We start from the raw sequence: 18,799 nt of genomic DNA, 5'->3' as shown, positions 1-18,799 counted from the left end.
TGTCTGTCTGTCCGTCTGTATTAGATAGGCGGGAAGAACCAGTTCATCACGAGATTCGTCGCAATCCACAGGAAGCCCGCGACAACAACGAACACCCGGATATCGAACTCGAATCCACTCGCGGCCATCGACCCACCCACTACAGAGACGACGGCATCCACCATCATCGCCAACTCATTTGATGGAGCGACCGAATACACAAGCGCGACGGCGAACCGCTCGAACGTATTAATCGCTGCAGTAAGGGACGAAGCATCGCGAATCGCTGGGAAGACAAGCAAGAAGAATAGTGCAATTGCTAGTGCTCCTCCTGCTTCGAAGCCGTCCTCCAGCGTACTACTCATCCTTTAGATATTGTTTTAAAGATTGAAAAGTCCTTGGCCAGACCAAGAGATTATGAGAAAATTGCGATAGGTGTTATCAAAATATCGGGTGACTCGATATAGAACATCGATTCATCCGCGTTCCCATCGTAGAACTGACTCATGTCGCTAGCCATCTTCTTCATTCGTCGCTTTCGGTCCCGGCGCTCACTTCGGTCACGAGTCCCCATCTCGTCAAATATCGACAGGTGATGCTCTTTCTCGCTGCCTTCAAAGAGATGCTCAATCCGTCCGAATACGGTATATTCCTTATACTTACTCGGGAACCCGCTTTCAATACCCGTCATATCTTCTGACAATAGACGGAAGACATATCGGCCATCAACCTCGCCCTCCATACTCATATCATAATAACCACGAGCATCGTCCAACTCAGCTTGGAACGCCTCGATACCAATGTCTTCCTCTGAGAAGTCTACCCAGTTCTCGATATCTATCTGGTACTTGTCGATAATGCGCATCATCTTAGCAATCGGTGACTCACGAATGGTCCCAGTCACCGTTACGAAATCGCCGTCGCTCAACTGAGCGCGTTCTTTCCGGGAGAGTTCTTTTAAATCAGTGACCCCTACGTCATCATCAAGCAATCCGAAGAAAACAGCGAGTTGGCCCACCGGTGTGCTTTGGATAGTACGCGCGACTTCATCAGATTCGCCAGAACTCTTCTCTCTGTTATACTTGAGGACTTTGTAGATATTTAGCCCGCCTCCACTTGTCTTAGACTCGTCCTCTGTATGCGTCTCAACGAGTTCAGCAATCTGTCCTTCATTTACAAACTGTAGTCGTTGTTCAACACGAGCTTCGTCGATATACACGAAGTCGGGTAAATCCCCAAATCCAATCATACGTCACTGGAAGGATATCTCACATATAGTTCCTAGCCTACCTGACTCCAGTTACCCCCCGTAAAATCAGTGTAGGTCAGCCTCATTCCATCATCTCCTCGTACGTCGCGCGACGGTTCTTGATGCGTCTTGGAAACCTGATTATCTAACTAATTACTTTGATAATTATCTGTGCCAATACTTCTCTAATTCATTCCCTCGCCTTTCGCGTAGGCGCGCATTGGCTGGATAGGGAGGAAGAGAGTTACGGTCGAATGAATGTTACCGCATTGCGGTTCAGGAATGCAGTCCATAGCACAGACATCATGAACGCATTCACCCCAATCGTCAAAAACGGCCCCGGAGCATGAACGAAAGAGAGTCCGAACTGAATTGTAGCGACGAGAGCAACCACAACGAGTGTTGAAGCAAGAGGCATCTCTGCACCTGCTGGCCGTTCCGTAACATTCGGACTCTTCCTTTCGGTATTGATATACAACCATAATCTGACTGCAACGAAACCCGCTACAACACCACCTACTGTAGCGAGTATTGTCTCAGTGTTGAACACCAACTCCCACGACATCAAGACTAACTCGTATCGGCTCAGGGATAAAACCAGACTCGTCAGCTCACTCCCAGCTCTCGTTCAGAACTGGTAGAAGATGAGTAAGTAGACTGATAGAGTATACACCGCTATCATCGCGAACCAACGCTTGTTTGTCGTCACAAACTGCTCATAGTCCATCGTACCGAACGCGATGTACGACAGCGCTACCATATGCTTACTTAGCCGCATGATGAGCATCACGAGGACGATAGTACCGAACGTCGCAAACACAAGTGAGATGAGCCCAGCCATGAGTGCGAGCAACGGGAGCACCACGACCGCCGACACTCCAAATGCAAACCAGAGACCTCTCGAATCAGTGAGACTGTTACCTTCCCGACTCATCTCGATATAGCTCCTCAACTCATCCATCGCCTCATCGTCTCTCTCAGGAATCGAGTCCTTCAGCAGGTGGAACGCCACCTGTCCGAACGTAATGCGAATCAAAGTTAGCCTTAACAGCCCGACTGCGGCTTTGAGTCGAGCCCACTGAGAAGGATGCTGGAATGTTGCTTCCGCCACCTCCTCAACGTCATCCATCTGAATGTCTATCTGCTGTTCGAGTGCCAACCGCTTGACGTAGTATAGCGTTCCCCAACTGAACCGGTACTTTTGGAATATCAGCTCGAACCCGAGGATGTAGACGAGCACCCCAAGTACAACGATAACAGCGGTAGCTCCAACCGCGCTGGAATCTGTGACGGGCTGGATGAACTCAATTCCTAGGAACTTGAACACCTGAACCACTCCGAGAATAGCGAAGAGTTCTACGGGACGCACCGTTAGGTCTAGGAGCCGGTCAAAGTGCTCGATGCGGTCAGTGAAGACAAGATATCTGAGAATAGGGATACCGATGAGTGCGGCCATGAGCCACATGAGAATCGCCCCCTGAATCCCAGTTGGAGAGGTCTGGTCGACGGCGAACGCGAGAGCAGGTCCAAAAGCAATCTCAGCGACTAACTGCTGGGTTCGAGTACGTTGAAAGACGATGTCTGCTATAGAATCCCCATCACCGCTCATCTATGAATCAACGAGTGTCTAATACCCTGATAAGTCCTCGGTCAGACCCCGAGTTTCCTCTGTAAAATCACTGTGCGTCTGCTTCTTCCATCATCTCCTCGTACATTTCCCGGCGGCCATTGATGCGGCTGATAGACCCGAGGGAGACACCGGTGTCCTCGTGAATATCGCGATAGCTCACCCCCTCATTCAGCAAGTTCAATACAGCGGCAACCACCTCGAACTTCTCTCCGGGAACGAGCCGAGTCTTATCCTCGCTAAACTTTGTGCCGAGGGGCGGGCGTCCCTGATAGTACCCGTTTTTAACCCGCTCAGTAACCTTCTCACGAGCTTTCTCAATTTCCTCTCGCTTCCCAGAGTCATCTGTAGCAGCGCGCATTGACTCCATCACGACTGCATACGGGTCTTCGAGGTTCACTTCACCCTCACGAGACGCATGAAGTGAGACGTTGGTGCGGCGAAGGTCGAGAACGAACTGCATTCGCTCGTCAAAGTCACGACCGAGCCGAGAGCGGTCTCGGACGACTACGGCACCTACCTTACCATCCCGCATAAGCTCGCGCACCTTTGCGTACTCCGGACGTTCGGTATCGAAGCCGGAGGAGCCCTCTCCGTCATCGTAGATTCGGAGAAGCTCAAGCCCCCGGTGTTCACAGTATTCCTCAATGGCCTCCTTCTGGTCCGCGATACTCGTGTCGCTGGACTGCGAGAGACGAGTGTAGCCGACTGCCTTACTCGTCATCATCACCACCGTCACGAGAGACGACGCGAGCGGAGAATCGGTCTCCAGATTCAACGTTCCACTCGACTTCAGCTCCGGCGAGATTCATGGCGTCGGCAAGACCGCGAGGGATGGTCACCTGATACTGCCCGTTCTTGTTTTGAGAGACCGTCGTGGTCGATTTTCGTGGCATGCTACTAACAACGTTAGAAGGCAGCTTAGCTTTAACGTTAATACGGGTTGTTCCAGAAATGCAGGTATCTGGAACACCTATCACAAATCTCATCAGGAATCAAATTCGGTCGGTTAAGGACAGAATCCAGAGATTCATCTAATAGGATGTGATGTGTTTTCGATAGAAAATGGCTCAGATTGATATTCCGACTGCAGTGCTTGCAGTTCTTGTCAGTGTAACTCTCAGTCCAGTCATCAATCTGCTGACAGACGGGCTCAAGGGATTTGTCAGGCGAACCCTCGAACAAAAAGACCGGATGGCTAACTGGAATCATGAGACCGTCGAACTCGCTAAAGAGGCTAAGATAATTTGGGCAACCCAGTACCAAGAACAAGACACAAGTTCCTTTGACCGACGACGCACTTGGTCAAGAAACGTCCAAAACCGAATTCGTCAAACGAAAAGCCGTCTCCTGAACCATGCCCAGAGTGCCCCACCCGGTGCTGATGAGGAAGTCGAGCAAAGTCTAATGGAACTAATTGCTGCTTGTGAAGGTCTCTCTGAATCGGACCATGGTAGAGGTAGTAAGGATGAATTCGAGAAGGCCGGTAAGCGGGTAAAGGAGAACGCTGAGGAGGTTATCAGAGTCACTCCTCACAACTAACGTACTTACCAGAGGAGTGGGCCGTCTGTGTCTGGCTTTGAGGCATAGTCCGATACCTCACTCCACTACCTCAACAACAATCCGAAGTTTAGCCCCACACCCCGTCCATTCATCATCTCGACACCAACCCTTGCAGATACCTTCACTCTGTTCGAATTCGTGGGAATCAGTGTGCTCACCGCAATCCGGGCAGTTCACACCCCACTCCCAACCCCCGACACTCATCGAATCACCCGGTAACCCCCGTAAAACACTAAGACGACGGCGAACCCAACACCAGTCCACAACATCATCGCTTCAGGGTTCGCCGAGGAGACCTCAAGCGCAGACGGAATCAACGACGGAACCGTCTCCTCAACAACGACAGACAACGTCGCACCAACAATCTGTACGGCGAAGCCAAACAATACTAGCAGGCCGATTGATTTCAACAACCCCATAAGAAAAATAACGCAGACAGATTGCAAAGGTGTACGCTCGACAAGGGATATCTGACGCTACAACTTCCTCCTCACCTTCTCCGGCAAATCACCTTCCGAGTTATACTTCTTCCCCGTATCATCAAACAGCGTCCCACACTCAGAACACCTCACGAAGTAGGTGAACGAAGCCGCATTCCCGATAACATTCTCTGCAAACGCATCTCCTTGTTCATGTTCAATACCACAGACCGGGCAGTCTAAGGCCATCCGAACCTGTTAGCGAGACTACTAGATAAACCCATATGAGGATTTCTCGACAAAACGAGTAGGATAGAACCAAGCCCTTCCAAGCTCTACATCTGAAATTCAGAAGTCAGACAGCGAAGCGACCTCGCCAGACTGCTTCTCCTCAATCTGAATGTCCGTCCCCTCCACAGGCTCGTGAGATACAACATATCCCTCATCCGTTTCCTCTACCTCAGAAGCAGAGAAGAACTGCATCGGCTTTTCCTGCTTCGTCGTCACCGGGAAATCATAATTATCAGCATTATACTTGAACTCCTTCCCATCCGCCAAACGCTCCTCAACGAACGACTTGTGCTCATCCAACCGCTGCTTAATCACCTCGCGCGAATACTTCGGCACCTCCTCAACCCGCTCCTCGAATAACTGAACGAACTCCTCATCCAGCTCGTACCCAATAGAATTCCGACCAGCAACCATCGCCGCGAACGAGGTCGTACCAGTCCCCCAGAATGGGTCCAGAACCGTATCCCCATACACAGAGTACATATTAATGAGACGGTACGGAATCTCGAACGGATAGGCCGCAGACCTCTCGCGCAACTCACTCTGACCGAGCGACTGGAACTCTCCCTTAATATCCATCCAAACGTCGGAGAACCACTGATTCCGCTCCTCCCAGAAATACGCCGAGTTATAACGGCGCTCTGAACCCGGCTCGAAACTCCGGCTATCCTTCCCATTACGGAATACGAGAATATACTCGTGTTCAAGCGTCACATACGCGTTTGGCGGGAGCATCCCCGACCCCATGAACTTCGCTCCGGAATTAACAGGTTTGCGCCACAGGAGCTCGGGTAATGGCTCGAAACCGAGGTCTTCGAACGCATTGATGATGCGCGAATGATTCTGGAAGACACGAAAACTCCCGTCTACTTTCCGAGTTGCGTCACCAATATTGATACAAGCAATTCCTCCGTCAACAAGCACTCGACTAACCTCTTCCCAGACCTTCTCCAACTCCTCGTGCATCCCCGCGAATGCAGCTTGCCCGTCACCGTTCTTGAGATGCTCTTCCACCTCCGAATTCAAATCCGAAAAGAGCTCGTCCCACATCTCAATCATCGGGTACGGCGGGGACGTAACCACCAACTCAACAGAATCGTCATCTACCTTAGACAGTGAGCGAGAATCCCCAGTCACGATACGATGAGTTGTTTCCATTAAGTACCGATAGCCCGCGATACCCCCTTAACTTTTCGTAACCCCTTCTCAACCCAGCACTTCGTCAAGCTCCTCCAAATCCAGCTTCAACGCATCAGTCGTTGAATAATCCTCATAATACACAATCGGAGCCTGAATATCCTCCTGCAACCGACTCTTCTGCTTATACGTAACCGGCTTCACCGACACCGGCTGGTCACCAAGATACCCGTCAATACCCTTCGACTCATCCTCAGCCGTACCAAGCTCATACGGTACACCATACTCCTCAGACAACTTCTTCAAAACCGCTTCCTCAGTACGTCCAAGCCCATTATACGTCTTATAGAGTACGAGGTCTTTCACCCACCGATTCACCATCTCCCGGTCAATCTCCTCCGCCGCCTCCCGCATCTTTACAACCATCTCAAACACCTTATCCGTCGCTTCCTCAATACTCTCTTCCCCATCATACTCATCAAAATAAAACCGCTTCCAATCCTCAAAATCACCATTCGGATACTCTTGCTTGTACTCCTCTATAATCTCATTCAACTGACCAACAGTAGCAGGTCGGGTCCCCTGTGAATTCTGGTTGGCCGTATTCATAATCTGCGTCGTGTACTTCGGGAACTCCGGGTCAATCTCCGCAACTAACTCCTCTCGCTCTTCCTCAGAAATACGAATCGTTCTTGGCATATTTGGTAACCGTTCACCTCAGGCAGATAATACTACTGATGGCTGACCAACGATGACTGGACTGGAAAAGAATCGCGCCTCGCACCACAACCGGCAAACCGCTACTCGTCTGCGGTTCCGTCTCGAAGTCGTCCCTTCACCACCTCAGACTCATCCTCTTCATAATCATAATGAGTCTCACACTCCGAACACTTCCAGAGCGTAACTCTATGATTTATTCCGAGTAGACTCTCCCGCGTCTGTTTCAGCTGAGCGTCGCACTTAGGGCAATACGGGCGGTCTTCAACCGATACCTCTTCGCTTGACCCCCGGTGTTTCTCGATACGATACCTCCAGTCCTTATCACCTTCTCCGATGACACCGCGCGTTACAGACTCGTTGAAGTCCTCGATTTTCTCGGATGCAAAGCTCTTGAGTGGGCTGTATTTGCTCCTGAGAAAGCGTCCGAGGACGATTGAGCCCGCAAGGATGCCGATGACGAGAGAAACTTGTTGCAGAGTCAGCATTGGCTGGTGGTCCTACTCTTCCGCGCGTTCCTTCAAGTCCAGAGCCCACTCGCGAAGCTTCACGAGCTGCTCCTTATTGAAGTACGACGGCGGACCACCACCCGGGTCGAACCCGGCCTCAGCACCGAACCACTCCACAATCTCCTCATTCGTCATCTCACTCGACTCCTTGACGTTGCACTCCGGACACACCGTCAAGAAGCCAGTCGGCTCCTCATCCTCGATACGGTACTCGCGGTCGTCTAACGGCTCACCACACTGAGTCTCCTCAGCGTCCTCGTCTTCGATGTAGTGGAACTCGCTCTCGCCGACGAACCACAGACACTTGTACTCCATCTCGTCACTTGTGTCCGTAGAGGTCGTCGACGTTGAAGAGGACGACGAACTACCACCGTCGTCCGGCTCGCGTTCCACGAGCTCAATCCACCACTCAATCTCATCACCCGGGGCGAGGTCGAGCTCTCGACGCTTCCCCAGAGGGAGCGTTACCGAGCGACCGTTCGAGTGTATCTTCCGCTCTGCAACGACGGACCGACCGTTTGACTCCGCGAGGATTCGAATCAGACTACCGGGCTTCCCGTTGATAGCGCTGACATCACCGTCCTTCAGCGTCAGCGTCCCGTTCAACCCGTCCGATACGTCTTTCTTGTCCTCCTCCCGAAGCGACGAAGTACCCGCGTAATGCATGTACTCCTTCCTCGGGCCGTCGTCTTCACCGCTCATTTTATTAGAGTAGGTTTCTAACGTACTCATGGCTCTAGCAGTGTAGGAGCCTGTGGGCGCATCCCGATTGGACCCGGAGCGCCCACAGCACTGTACTGAACTCCTACACCCATGTTTGTGTTGCGCGGGATGATAAAACCCCGGGGTTGATTGTATCCGAAGAAGTTTGACCCAAACTCTCCCGCAGAATTGGCCCGAATAGACCCCGAACACAAACCCCGAAAATCGCAATACAACGAGCGAATTTTTCTCCGCGTCACTCCCTCCGACGAAGCACCTTAGCACTCCGCCCGAGACTTAATATCATGGACAAATCCCATGATAAAATCTACACAGACGGAGCCCACATCTACGACGCAGACCCCGACGACGACCGCTTCGCATACTGCCGAGACTGCAGCGTAAAAGTCAGCACCCGCGAAATCGACGAGAACCTCCATCGACACCGCTGCAAAGGTGACCGCCGATGACTGAATTTGACGAGTTAACTGAGCGGATTTCAATCGCATTCGGGTTCAAACTCGAAGAAGTGCTGGAAGATGCAGCCATTGAAGACGACGAAGGTGACCGCCGATGAGAGACGAGAAAGCGTTTGAAGGTATTCTCGAAGGTATTGAGAATGCTCACGACGGCGACTTTGCGACCCGAGAAGAGGTGATGGAAGCATTCCTCGCACTCGAAGATAACGAAGGTGATGGAGGTGACACCTGAACGCGCCCGGAAAAGCCTCAAAGGCCAACTCCACGAATGCGAAGACCGAATCGCCATCTACCGCGACCTCCTCGCCGACGCACCCGACATCAAAACCAAATGGGCCATCAAAGACGCGATAGAAGCCATGCGCGAACACCGCGTCACAATCGAACAAGCCCTCGACGACCACTCCCACTAATTCTCACCGCTTCAAACCTGCACCAAAATAACCCCTTTATTACCAAATATGCACTATCTCAAACCGGAGTTGAAAACCATTGACGCTCAGAGACGAGTGCTGGACCACAGCCCTCGAACAAATCGTCCGCACCGGCAAATTCAAGATTGGAGACCTACCCTTCAAAGAGTCGGAACGCCACACAGTCCGCCGATGCCTCCGCGAAATGCAAGCGTACGACTGGCTCTCACGAGACAGCCCACACAGCTCGATATGGCGCGCTGGTCCGAAGGCAGAAATGCTCATGAACCTCAGCGAAGAAAAACTCGAACTCGCCCGCTCGTAACTACTCCTCGTGGAGCCCGAACTCGTTCAACGGCCCCACCTTCACTTCTGACGACTGGCTCGGATTGATATTCAGATACTTCTCCGACACCGTAGCCCGCACATCAGTCGCGTACACCCACCGCGTCCGCGAAGAACGCTCCTCGAACTCCCTGACTAAGCGTACGAGCTCATCCCAACACTCGTCGCTGCATGAGCCCTTGAACGCGCTGAAGTACCGTAGCTCGCCATCCCCGTCCTTGAACGAGACCTTAGCGAGCGTCCAATCATCCCCTTCATTGAGATACGCGTTCTCCGGGGCGAAGACGACCGTCGACGACCGACCCACGAGCGACCGCGCCGGGACATTATTGAGGTCCTCGTAATTCATGCTCTACAGGACGTAGAGCGACTGCATTGGTGCTCTCCTACATTAATCAATCAGGGAAACACGAATCAAACGTATTCCGCGTCGTCGTCTCCCGAAACTGCAGATACTGACGAACCGTCTCCAACGTCGAATGCCCCATAATCTGCCTAAGAGTCTCCAAATCCATCGCAGGCGACCCCGATAACTCCCGACCCCGGACACTGTGAACAGCGAACGAGTGACGAAGAGCCTTCGGCGTCACCCGATTCACCATCACCCCATCAGCCCGCTCCAACGAATCCTCCTGCACATCCGCCGCGTCCGCCGCCTGCCGAACAATACTGTTGACTTGGCGAGAGCTGATTTCTTTCGAGTTGTACCCCGGGAACAGTCGAATAGACTCCGAAGCCGTCACCAACGAATCTCGCCCCCCTCGATTCAACCACTCGCGCATCTTCTGTCGCGTCTTCCTCGTGAAGAACACCGTCTTCTCATAATTCGGCGCGTCCGTATCCTTCACCTTCGAATTCTGCACCGTAATCGAACGAGTCGACAAGTCAACCCGGCGCGTCTGCATCCGCGCCACCTCCGACGGCCGGCACCCTGTATTATACAAGATACGAACAATGAGCTCGTTACGCAGCGGAGTCATCGGGTGCTCAGCAGCCCCCTCAATCAATTTATGAATCATCGGGATAGGCAACCAGTGAATCTCCAAATCTCGCTGATGAGCCGTCTCCGTCCCCCCACGAGTCCAACTCAAAATCCAACCATCATCCTCCCACCCAAGGTCTTCGTCAACATGGTCGTTCAGGTAGTTTCTGACCATGTACCACCGCTGCCGAGTCGTCGAATGCGCATGATTTCCATAATCCTCATCTACGAGAAAATAGCTGAAGTCCTCAAGAGCGACGTTATCTATTTGCTCCACTCCCTCAAACCCGTAGACATACATGAACGCGTCAAACTCCTCCAACGCAATACGAGCCTGTTTAGCGTTATTCTCACTATTCCGCTGCTTCCGACGGCGCAACCAGAGCTCACCATCCGGAAACTCGTGGACCGTCTTCAACGTCGACCACCGGCCACTCATAAGGTATCCACACTCAATGATAGCATAATGGTATCGGATGGTGCCGTCTTTCCGGTGGACACACACGTCCACCGGATCGCCCGTCGGATGGGCCTCGCGCCCGCGGACGCCGACCACGAGACGGTCCGCGAGCACCTCGAAGCCGACGTGCCGGGCGAGAAGTGCGGCTTCGGTCACACGGCGATGATCCAGTTCGGTCGAGAGTACTGCACGGCGCGTAAACCGGCCTGTCTCGACGGGCCGGAAGCGTGCCCGCTGTACGATCTGTGCGACCGCGTCGGCGTCGACGAGGTCGGCGAGTCGGTCGTCGATCCCGCCGAGTCAGCGACCAACTGACCGCAGCTTCGCCGACGTCCGTCGCGACGACGCCGAAGCACGTCCCCGGAGCCGGCAGATTTACTACATTTCCCGGGCCGGATACGAAGTATGCAACGTCGCCACTGGCTGTTCTTTCTGCTTACGGGTGCTACGTCCGGGTGTCTGCGGCTCACGGACACGGGGTCCGAGCAAGGTGGGACGGCGTCCGGCGAGGACGGTGGCACGACGGCCGACGGGGGACTGGAGATCCGGTATGCCGACGACGACGGCACCCTCCAAACGGTCGTCGAGAGCGACGGAATCGCCAGCGCGGAGGACCCGCGCGAGCAGGGCGATATGTACGCCGTCCAGATTCGTCTCACCACCGAGGCGGCGGAACGACTGGTGGACGCGCTCCGGGAGGTCGGTGCGTTCGAGGCGCCGCGAGACCACCCGATCTTCGTCTACTTCAGCGGACGAGAGGTCCAGAGCTTCCAACTCTCCAGAGGGCTCATCGAAGCGATGCGCAACGGGAGCTTTCAGCAGGATCCCGGGTTCACGCTGCAGACCGACGACCGGAGCTTCGCCCGGGAGATAAGCAACAGTCAGTAGGATCGGCGTCAGCGCGGAGCGGAGGCCGCACGCCGCAGCGGGTGGCCGGTCTCACTCGTTCAGATAGATCGGTGCCGGCTCCTCGCCCGCCTCCGGCCACTCGATGTCGGTCCGTTTCACCAGGTTGCGCACGAGCGACTCGTCGAGGGCGTCGGCGTCGGGCGCGTTGATCTCGACCAAGTTCCCGGCCGGATCGCGAACGTACCACTGGACCGCCCCCGAGGGGAGGACGTAGACCGGCGGATCGGGGTCCGCGCTGGCCTCGATCTGCGGAAGTGCTTCCGCCTCCGCGCGGTCGTGGTCGCGGATCGACTGATAGACCGTCTCGAAGTCGTCGACGTGGAGCGCGTGGTGGTTGAACGCGGGCGGGTCGTCGTCGCGCTCGACGAGGTGCAACTGAAACTCGCCGCACTGCAGCCACTGGATCCGCTCGTCGAAGGCCGGCGTCGGAATCCGCTTCATCCCGAAGACCGACTCGTAGAAGTCGACCGACTCCTCGAGGTCGTCTGCGACGATACTGACGTGGGTGTAGCGGGGCTCGACCATACCGCGATCACCCACGGCGCCGGGCGACAAAGTCGTTCGCGTTCTTCTCCCAGTCACACGGCCGTCGGCGACGGTCCGAGACCTCTCGGTACTCGCGCCGTCGCAGTCGTCGGTATTATCGCTGTCGACGCTATCGTTTAGTGTCGCCGACGTATACGGGAGGCTGTGAACTGGTCCCCCACGACTCGAACGTTCGTCGCCCTCCTCGTCCTCCTGAGCGGTATGGGTGCGGTCGGAACGACCGCGACGGCGGCGAACCCGGCAGTACAGCTCTCCTCGGTGTCTATCTCACCGGAGGATCCGAACACCGACGAACGCGTCACCATCGACGCGACGATTTCGAACCTGGAGAACAGCGACACGACCGTCGAGGTCCGCGACATCTACGTCCGTCGGACCGGTACCACCGACGAGTACGCCCGCATCGAGGACGTCGGGTCGATCGCACCGGGTGGGTCGCTGTCGGTGCCGCTCTCGACGTCGTTCGATACCGCGGGCGAGAAACGGCTCACCGTCACCGTCGTCGTTCAGGACGACGACGACGAGTACCACCGCTACACGTATCCGGTGTACGTCGACGTGACCGACCCGAACGTGCGAGCGGAACTGTCCTCGCAGACGGACGCGAACGCGGAGACGACGTCGGTCACGCTGACGAACTTCGGCAACGCGGACCTCTCCGACGTCGAGATCACCGCCAGGGTCGGCGGCGAGGTCCTGGAGCGGAACTTCCTGTTCGACGTTCCGCCAGACGCGAACCGGACGACGACGTTCGACACCTCGGACGTCGGAGCGGAGACGGTCCGATTCACCGCCGCCTACAGCGCCGCCGGCGAGGATCACGAGAAGACCATCTCGGTGGACATAGACGATCAGAGCGAGATTCCCGGCGAGATCCGCCTCACAGCCATCGAAGCCACACGGACAGGATCCGGCGTGACGATAGAAGGCGACGCCGCGAACCTCGGCGGAACCGACGCGGACTCGGTGCTCGTGAGCGTCGGCGAGGGCGACGGCGTGCGTCCGACGCCGCCCTCCGCGGAGTACTTCATCGGCGCGATCGACGCCAGCGAGTTCGCGACGTTCGAGTTGACGGCCGAGGCCGAGCAGAACGCCTCGGCGGTCCCCGTCGAGATCACGTACATCGTCGACAACGAACGCGTTACGACGACACAGCGGGTTTCACTCGCCGACGCCGACTCGATGGCGGCCGGCGGCGACCGGGCAGCGAGCAGCAGTGGCCGACAGCCCGGTGGCGGTTCCGACGGCTCCGGGGGGCTCCCGCTGACGGCCATCGGCGTCGGCGCGGTCGTCGTCCTCGCGATCGGCGTCGGCGGCTACCTGTGGCGCAGATGACGGTCGTCGAACTCGAAGACGCGGTGAAGCGGTACCAGAGCGGCCGGGAGACCATCGAGGCGCTGAAGGGCGTCGACTTCCGGGCCGAGCGCGGCGAGATGGTCACGGTGATCGGCCCCTCCGGATCGGGGAAGAGCACGATGCTCAACCTCGTCGGCCTGCTCGACACTCCCACGGAGGGGACCGTCAGGGTCGACGGCCGCGACGTGACGGACTTCACCGAGGACGAACTCACCGAGGAGCGCCGCTCCGGGATCGGGTTCGTCTTCCAGGCGTTTCACCTGCTGCCGATGCTCACCGCGACCGAGAACGTCGAACTCCCGTCGATGTGGGACACCACCCGCGACCGCCGCGAGCGGGCGGTGGACCTCCTGCAGCGGGTCGGTCTCGGCGACAGGCTCGACCACACGCCGAATCAGCTCTCGGGTGGCCAGCAGCAGCGCGTCGCCATCGCGCGGGCGCTCATCAACGAACCGAAGGTCCTGCTGGCGGACGAACCGACGGGCAACCTCGATCAGGACACCGGCCGGACGATCCTCGACGAACTGACGCGGCTCAAAGAGGAGGAGCGGATCGCCATCGTGGCGGTGACGCACGACGAGCAACTCCTCGACTACGCCGACCGGGTCGTCCGCCTCGTCGACGGGGTGATCCAGGAGTGAGCGTCACCGATCTGCTGTGGCGGTTCCCCAGCGTGCAGATGGCCTGGCGGAACCTCGGCCGCAACCGGGTCCGGACGGCGCTCGCGGCGCTCGGCATCATCATCGGCGTGGTCGCCATCTCCTCGCTCGGGATCGCGGGCGTCGCGCTCCAGCAACAGGCGACGACGGACCTCGGCAGTCTCACGAACGAGGTGTCGATCTCCGCTGGCCCCGACAGTTCGGCCGACGGCGTGACCGACGAGCAGGTCGAGGAGATCCGAAGCCTCACGGGCGACGCGACCGTCGTCCCGCAGAAATCGAACCGAACGACGCTCTCGGCCCGTGACGGCGGGGAGGCGTTCGTGAGTGTGACCGCGCTGCGGCAGGCGAGCGCGTTGTACACCGTCTCGTCCGGGGACAGTCCCGACCGGCTGGAGTCCGGGGCGCTGCTCACCAACAGCACGGCCGCGCAGCTCGGAATCGAACTCGGCGACCCCGTCGAGTACGAGGGGCGGCTCTACCGCGTCCGCGGGCTCATCGAGTCCTCGGGCGGCTTCGGGGGCGGCGGGAGCGAACTCGTGGTGCCGCTGTCGGCGCTCTCAGAGCAGGAGCACTACGACACGGTCACGGTCGTCGCCGCCGACGGCGACGAGGCCCAGTCGATCGCCGACCGCCTCGAAGCCCGGTTCAACGAGGGCGACGAGGAGGTGTTGAGCGTCACCAGTTTCGCGGGCGTTCAGGAGAACATCGACTCGTTCCTGAACACGCTCAACCTCGCGCTGCTGGGCATCGGGTCCATCTCGCTCGTCGTCGCCAGCGTCGCGATCCTCAACGTGATGCTGATGAGCACGATCGAGCGCCGCGGCGAGATCGGCGTCCTCCGCGCCGTGGGAATCAGGCGCGGCGAAGTCCTCCGAATGATACTCGCCGAAGCCGCGTTCCTCGGCGTCGTCGGCGGCGTCGTCGGCGCGGTGGTTTCGCTCGGGGTCGGTCTCGTCGTGTTCCAGGTCCTGTCGGGAGACCCGCTGCTCGTCTTCGGGTGGCCGAGCGTCCGGTACCTCCTGATCGGGTTCGGGTTCGCCGTGGTGGCGAGCGTGTTGAGCGGCCTCTACCCCGCCTGGAAGGCAGCGAACGATCCGCCCGTCGAGGCGCTCAGGGGGTGAGGGCGGCGACGTCCGAGCCGGATCAGCAGCCCCGGGTTTCGACCCCGGAGACCGGGCCGCCGGTCGGTTCGTACGTCGAGTCGCCGATCGAGTCGGAGAACATCGGGAGCGACAGCCGGTAGTCGAAGAGGATCGCGAAGGAGTTCCAGACGGCGGCCGTCGAGTCGTCGTCCGGGACGCCCTCGAAGAGGACGCCCGTCCGGAGTTCGATCACGTCGCTGTCGACCGCGACGCCCTGGGCTTCCAACCCGATCGCGCTCGGCGGCGACGGGTTCGTGAACAGCGAGGTGTGGACGGTCACGTCGATGTGCGGGTTGCCGTCCCCGATCGTGAGGTCGTATCCGCCGTCGGGAAAGCAGCGCCGCTCCTGAGCAGCGCCGCCGGCGTCGCTGCCGCCGGTCTCGCCAGACTGCGCCGACGCCGGGGGAACGCCGGCGACGACGACAGCACAGACCAGCGCGACGGCGAGGAGGCGAGTGATGTCGGTCGACCCGGAGCGACGGTCCATAGTGACCCGTTGCGTGGTCACCGGATTAAGTCCCGCGACACAGTTTTCAGCGCTGATATTTCGCGAGTGACGCCGTCCTCGCGACTCAGCCGCGACTAGAGAGGGCCACGGTCGTCGAAGCCGTACCGAGACTGCGGCCGCTCCTCGCTGGCGCGGGCTTATCCGGACTCCGGCCGCTCCTCGCCGTCGAGAACGCGCACGAGTTCGTCGAGAACGGCGTCGGCGCTGGCGAGGTTCGTCGCCAGCGGGATCGAATGCACGTCGCAGAGGCGCAACAGCGCGCTGATGTCCGGTTCGTGCGGTTGCGCCGTCAGCGGATCGCGGAGGAAGACGACCCCGTCGCAGTTGCCGTCGGCGATCTCTGCGCCGATCTGCATGTCGCCGCCGATCGGTCCCGACTGTTTGCGCTCGATGTCGAGGCCCGTCGCCTCCTGCAGTCGCTTGCCGGTCGTCCCCGTCGCCATCAGCTCGAACCGTTCGAGGTCGTCGAGACGGCTCTCCGCGAACTCGATGATGTCGGGCTTCTTCTCGTCGTGCGCGATCAGCGCGAGGCGCATACGGGGACTGTCGTCGCACTCGGATAAGAAGGTTCGTCGGCATCCCGCTCGCGACCGAGGACGGCTGTGCCCCCGTCCGTCACCGGAACCGGAACGTTTCGAGGTTCTTCGGCGTGAACGTCCGCAGGTGGTAGTCGTGGTACAGGCCGGAGGAGAGGTCCTGAACGGCGCGTTCGTCGCCGTCGACGCAGAGAATCTTCTCGGGACGGGGGTTCATCGTCTTCACGAAGTTTTCGAGCCCCTGGCGGTCGGCGTGACCGGAGAAGCCGTCGAACGTGTCCACGTCCGCCTCCAGTTGGACCGTCTCCGAGCGCCCGACGCCGTCGTCGATCGGGACCTCAGTCAGCCCGTTCTGGAGCCGTCGACCGAGGGTGCCCTGCGCCTGGTAGTCGACGAAGACGAGCCGAGAGTCCGGGTCTGGACCGACGTGGCGGAGCCACGACAGGATCGGTCCGCCGGTAACCATTCCGGATGGCGAGAGGACGATGGCGGGGTCGCCATCGGCGACGTCCCGGCGTTCCTCGTCGCCGCCGTCGACGTGGTTGAACGCCCCGGCGAGGAACGGGTTGTCCTCCTCCCCGAAGATGCGGTCGTTGAGGTCGGACCGGAGGTACTCGGGGTAGGTCGTGTGGACCGCCGTCGCCTCCCAGATCATCCCGTCGAGGTGGACGGGCATACGGGGTATCTTCCCCGCTCGCATCGCCTCCTCGAGGACGAGCATCAACTCTTGGGCGCGGCCGACTGCCGCGGTCGGGACGAGGACGGTGCCGCCGCGGTCGTGCGTCTCGTTGATCGCCTCGATCAGTTTGCGCTCGGAGTCCTCCTGATCGGTCTGGTAGTCGTTCCGGCCGCCGTACGTCGACTCCAGGACGAGCGTCTCGACGCGGGGGAAGTCGTTGACCGCGCCGTCGAACAGCCTCGTCTCCCCGTAGTGGATGTCGCCGGAGAACGCCACGTTGTAGAGCCCGTCGCCGATGTGGAAGTGCGCGATGGCGCTGCCGAGGACGTGTCCGGCGTTGTGGAGCGTCAACTTGACGTCGGGTGCGATGTCGGTGACGTCGCCGTACTCGATGGGGATGGTGTGTTTGATCGCCTCGCGGACCATCTCCGGGTCGTACGGCGGGGTCCGACCCGCTTTGGTCTCCACGTCGAGGTGGTCGAGTTGGAGCAGCCCCATCAGGTCCCGCGTCGGTTCGGTCGTGTAGATCGGGCCGTCGTAGCCGTGTTTGTAGAGCAGCGGGACGAGCGCGGAGTGATCGAGGTGCGCGTGCGTGAGAACGATCGCATCGAACGAGTTCGCCCCGGCACCGAGCGCTTCGGGAATCTGCATATACGGTGATTCACCGGACCCCAGCTTCTCGCCGCAGTCGACCAGAATCCTGGTCTCGGCCGTCGAGAGGATGAACGACGAGCGGCCGACCTCGCGACAGGAGCCGAGCATCGTGATCCGGACCCACTGTTCGTTGGCGAGTTCCTCCCGGTGGATCTGTCGGCCGACGCGTTCGAGGATCTGTCGTCGGTCCTCGCGCTCCTGTCTGAGGAAGTTGCGGACGTTCGATACCGTCGAGGACTCGATCGGCGGCGTCCGGACGACCTGGGGCGTCCATCCGACTTCCCGGGTGATCTCTCGGAGCGTCGCCCCGTTTCGGCCGATGACCATTCCGGGCTTGTCGGCCTGGATGACGACCTCGCCGGTGTCCTCGTGGAAGTCGAGGTCGGTGACGCCGGCCTCCTCGGGGAGGACGTCGATGACTCGGTCTCTGGCCCGCTCCGGCGGCGACAGCGCGACGGGATCGGGTCGGACAGTGATCCGCTTGCGGAGTTTCCCCGCGAGGTCGCGGATCAGGTCGCCGTTTCGGGCGAACCGCTTCGGATCGCGCGTGTAGATGACCAGTTCCGGGCCTTCGTATGTGACGTCCGTCACCGAGATGTCGGCCGGCAACTCCGCCTTGATCTCTGCTTTCAACTCCTCGAGTTGCGTGTCTACTGAACTCATAACTGAGAGCGTTCCGTCGTGATCGCCGACGACAGCTGATTGGTCGGGGTACCCGACCTCCGCAGCGAACCCGGCAGGACGAACACTCCGTCGACGCGGGGAGACGGCGATGTCAGGTGAGAGCGCATAGGACGAACGTAGTGCGTAGTGTACGACTATGTCTGCGGTCCTGGCTGCTGAGAGGCAGGGAGAACCCGCTTGGAGCGAAGTAGTCCCGCCTCTGTATAAAAGCCTTCGCAAAACCGAAACCCCGGCGCGACCTGCGTTGCGAT

General features: G+C 58.5%; 23 protein-coding genes and 1 pseudogene. 8 read left to right on the top strand and 16 right to left on the bottom strand.

All coding sequences use genetic code 11. The annotated features are described in order from the left end of the window. Nucleotides 1–20: 20 nt before the first annotated feature. From NO360_RS00345 to NO360_RS00330, 4 genes are all read right to left on the bottom strand, one after another. Complete coding sequence (locus NO360_RS00345) at nt 21–344, bottom strand: hypothetical protein (protein ID WP_256305396.1); 324 nt, start codon at nt 342–344, stop codon at nt 21–23. A gap of 50 nt (nt 345–394) precedes the next feature. Beyond that, complete coding sequence (locus NO360_RS00340) at nt 395–1,228, bottom strand: DUF6414 family protein (RefSeq protein ID WP_256305395.1); 834 nt, start codon at nt 1,226–1,228, stop codon at nt 395–397. 628 nt (nt 1,229–1,856) lie between these two features. After that, nucleotides 1,857–2,837, bottom strand: a complete 981-nt coding sequence (locus NO360_RS00335; RefSeq protein ID WP_256305394.1) for a hypothetical protein — start codon at nt 2,835–2,837, stop codon at nt 1,857–1,859. A 67-nt stretch (nt 2,838–2,904) separates the two neighbouring features. After that, complete coding sequence (locus NO360_RS00330; protein ID WP_256305393.1) at nt 2,905–3,633, bottom strand: recombinase family protein; 729 nt, start codon at nt 3,631–3,633, stop codon at nt 2,905–2,907. A 287-nt stretch (nt 3,634–3,920) separates the two neighbouring features. On the opposite strand from NO360_RS00330, the gene NO360_RS00325 reads away from it, so the two are divergent. After that, the gene (locus tag NO360_RS00325) at nt 3,921–4,397 is read left to right on the top strand and encodes a hypothetical protein (protein WP_256305392.1); all 477 of its coding nucleotides are present in this window, start codon (nt 3,921–3,923) and stop codon (nt 4,395–4,397) included. A gap of 221 nt (nt 4,398–4,618) precedes the next feature. On the opposite strand, the gene NO360_RS00320 is transcribed toward NO360_RS00325, so the two are convergent. The 6 genes from NO360_RS00320 to NO360_RS00295 form a co-directional block, all read right to left on the bottom strand. Then, nucleotides 4,619–4,837: a hypothetical protein gene (locus NO360_RS00320; RefSeq protein ID WP_256305391.1), complete on the bottom strand. Its 219-nt coding sequence runs from the start codon at nt 4,835–4,837 to the stop codon at nt 4,619–4,621. A 57-nt stretch (nt 4,838–4,894) separates the two neighbouring features. After that, nucleotides 4,895–5,086 carry a hypothetical protein gene (locus tag NO360_RS00315; protein ID WP_256305390.1) on the bottom strand — a complete coding sequence of 64 codons (192 nt, stop codon included), beginning with the start codon at nt 5,084–5,086 and terminating at the stop codon, nt 4,895–4,897. Nucleotides 5,087–5,185: 99 nt separating this feature from the next. Further along, the gene (locus NO360_RS00310; RefSeq protein WP_256305389.1) at nt 5,186–6,286 is read right to left on the bottom strand and encodes a DNA-methyltransferase; all 1,101 of its coding nucleotides are present in this window, start codon (nt 6,284–6,286) and stop codon (nt 5,186–5,188) included. A 48-nt stretch (nt 6,287–6,334) separates the two neighbouring features. Next, on the bottom strand, nt 6,335–6,964 hold the full coding sequence (locus NO360_RS00305; RefSeq protein WP_256305388.1) for an MjaI family restriction endonuclease: 630 nt from the start codon (nt 6,962–6,964) through the stop codon (nt 6,335–6,337). A 101-nt stretch (nt 6,965–7,065) separates the two neighbouring features. Next, nucleotides 7,066–7,470 (bottom strand): hypothetical protein, encoded by a 405-nt coding sequence (locus NO360_RS00300; protein ID WP_256305387.1) that lies wholly within the window; start codon nt 7,468–7,470, stop codon nt 7,066–7,068. Between the two features lie 12 nt (nt 7,471–7,482). After that, nucleotides 7,483–8,193 (bottom strand): hypothetical protein, encoded by a 711-nt coding sequence (locus NO360_RS00295; protein WP_256305386.1) that lies wholly within the window; start codon nt 8,191–8,193, stop codon nt 7,483–7,485. 573 nt (nt 8,194–8,766) lie between these two features. Between NO360_RS00295 and NO360_RS00290 the strand changes: the two genes are divergently transcribed. Both NO360_RS00290 and NO360_RS00285 read left to right on the top strand, forming a co-directional pair. Then, nucleotides 8,767–8,904 carry a hypothetical protein gene (locus tag NO360_RS00290; protein ID WP_256305385.1) on the top strand — a complete coding sequence of 46 codons (138 nt, stop codon included), beginning with the start codon at nt 8,767–8,769 and terminating at the stop codon, nt 8,902–8,904. Beyond that, complete coding sequence (locus tag NO360_RS00285; RefSeq protein ID WP_256305384.1) at nt 8,888–9,085, top strand: hypothetical protein; 198 nt, start codon at nt 8,888–8,890, stop codon at nt 9,083–9,085. Before NO360_RS00290 ends, NO360_RS00285 begins: the two co-directional genes overlap by 17 nt. A 325-nt stretch (nt 9,086–9,410) precedes the next feature. On the opposite strand, the gene NO360_RS00280 is transcribed toward NO360_RS00285, so the two are convergent. Next, complete coding sequence (locus tag NO360_RS00280) at nt 9,411–9,779, bottom strand: hypothetical protein (protein ID WP_256305383.1); 369 nt, start codon at nt 9,777–9,779, stop codon at nt 9,411–9,413. Between the two features lie 46 nt (nt 9,780–9,825). Next, complete coding sequence (locus tag NO360_RS00275) at nt 9,826–10,851, bottom strand: tyrosine-type recombinase/integrase (RefSeq protein ID WP_256305382.1); 1,026 nt, start codon at nt 10,849–10,851, stop codon at nt 9,826–9,828. 39 nt (nt 10,852–10,890) lie between these two features. Here NO360_RS00275 and NO360_RS00270 point away from each other — a divergent pair. Beyond that, nucleotides 10,891–11,187, top strand: a pseudogene (locus NO360_RS00270) (endonuclease III domain-containing protein); the annotation flags it as partial. A 90-nt stretch (nt 11,188–11,277) separates the two neighbouring features. After that, nucleotides 11,278–11,760, top strand: a complete 483-nt coding sequence (locus NO360_RS00265; protein ID WP_256305381.1) for a preprotein translocase subunit SecD family protein — start codon at nt 11,278–11,280, stop codon at nt 11,758–11,760. Between the two features lie 51 nt (nt 11,761–11,811). Here NO360_RS00265 and NO360_RS00260 read toward each other — a convergent pair whose 3' ends face one another. Then, nucleotides 11,812–12,306, bottom strand: coding sequence for a VOC family protein (locus NO360_RS00260; protein ID WP_256305380.1), 495 nt, complete (start codon nt 12,304–12,306; stop codon nt 11,812–11,814). A gap of 165 nt (nt 12,307–12,471) precedes the next feature. On the opposite strand from NO360_RS00260, the gene NO360_RS00255 reads away from it, so the two are divergent. From NO360_RS00255 to NO360_RS00245, 3 genes are read left to right on the top strand one after another with little or no spacing between them, the layout of a single operon-like run. Next, nucleotides 12,472–13,662, top strand: a complete 1,191-nt coding sequence (locus NO360_RS00255) for a COG1361 family protein (protein WP_256305379.1) — start codon at nt 12,472–12,474, stop codon at nt 13,660–13,662. Further along, nucleotides 13,659–14,324 (top strand): ABC transporter ATP-binding protein, encoded by a 666-nt coding sequence (locus tag NO360_RS00250; protein ID WP_256307058.1) that lies wholly within the window; start codon nt 13,659–13,661, stop codon nt 14,322–14,324. The genes NO360_RS00255 and NO360_RS00250 overlap by 4 nt, the downstream gene beginning before the upstream one ends. Continuing rightward, on the top strand, nt 14,321–15,466 hold the full coding sequence (locus tag NO360_RS00245) for an ABC transporter permease (RefSeq protein ID WP_256305378.1): 1,146 nt from the start codon (nt 14,321–14,323) through the stop codon (nt 15,464–15,466). The genes NO360_RS00250 and NO360_RS00245 overlap by 4 nt, the downstream gene beginning before the upstream one ends. Before the next feature lie 22 nt (nt 15,467–15,488). Here the strand turns inward: NO360_RS00245 and NO360_RS00240 are convergent, their stop codons facing one another. The 3 genes from NO360_RS00240 to NO360_RS00230 all read right to left on the bottom strand — a co-directional run bounded on the left by NO360_RS00240 (nt 15,489) and on the right by NO360_RS00230 (nt 18,527). After that, nucleotides 15,489–15,974, bottom strand: a complete 486-nt coding sequence (locus tag NO360_RS00240; RefSeq protein WP_256305377.1) for a DUF7332 family protein — start codon at nt 15,972–15,974, stop codon at nt 15,489–15,491. A gap of 158 nt (nt 15,975–16,132) precedes the next feature. Beyond that, complete coding sequence (locus NO360_RS00235) at nt 16,133–16,531, bottom strand: methylglyoxal synthase (protein WP_256305376.1); 399 nt, start codon at nt 16,529–16,531, stop codon at nt 16,133–16,135. A 79-nt stretch (nt 16,532–16,610) separates the two neighbouring features. Next, nucleotides 16,611–18,527: a beta-CASP ribonuclease aCPSF1 gene (locus NO360_RS00230; protein WP_256305375.1), complete on the bottom strand. Its 1,917-nt coding sequence runs from the start codon at nt 18,525–18,527 to the stop codon at nt 16,611–16,613. Between the last annotated feature and the right edge of the window lie 272 nt (nt 18,528–18,799).

This window comes from Halobellus litoreus, assembly GCF_024464595.1.
In the GTDB taxonomy this organism is placed as follows: Archaea; Halobacteriota; Halobacteria; order Halobacteriales; family Haloferacaceae; genus Haloquadratum; species Haloquadratum litoreum.
The sequence above is the reverse complement of the archived record's forward strand: the minus strand, read 5'-3'. Positions and strand labels throughout refer to the sequence as shown.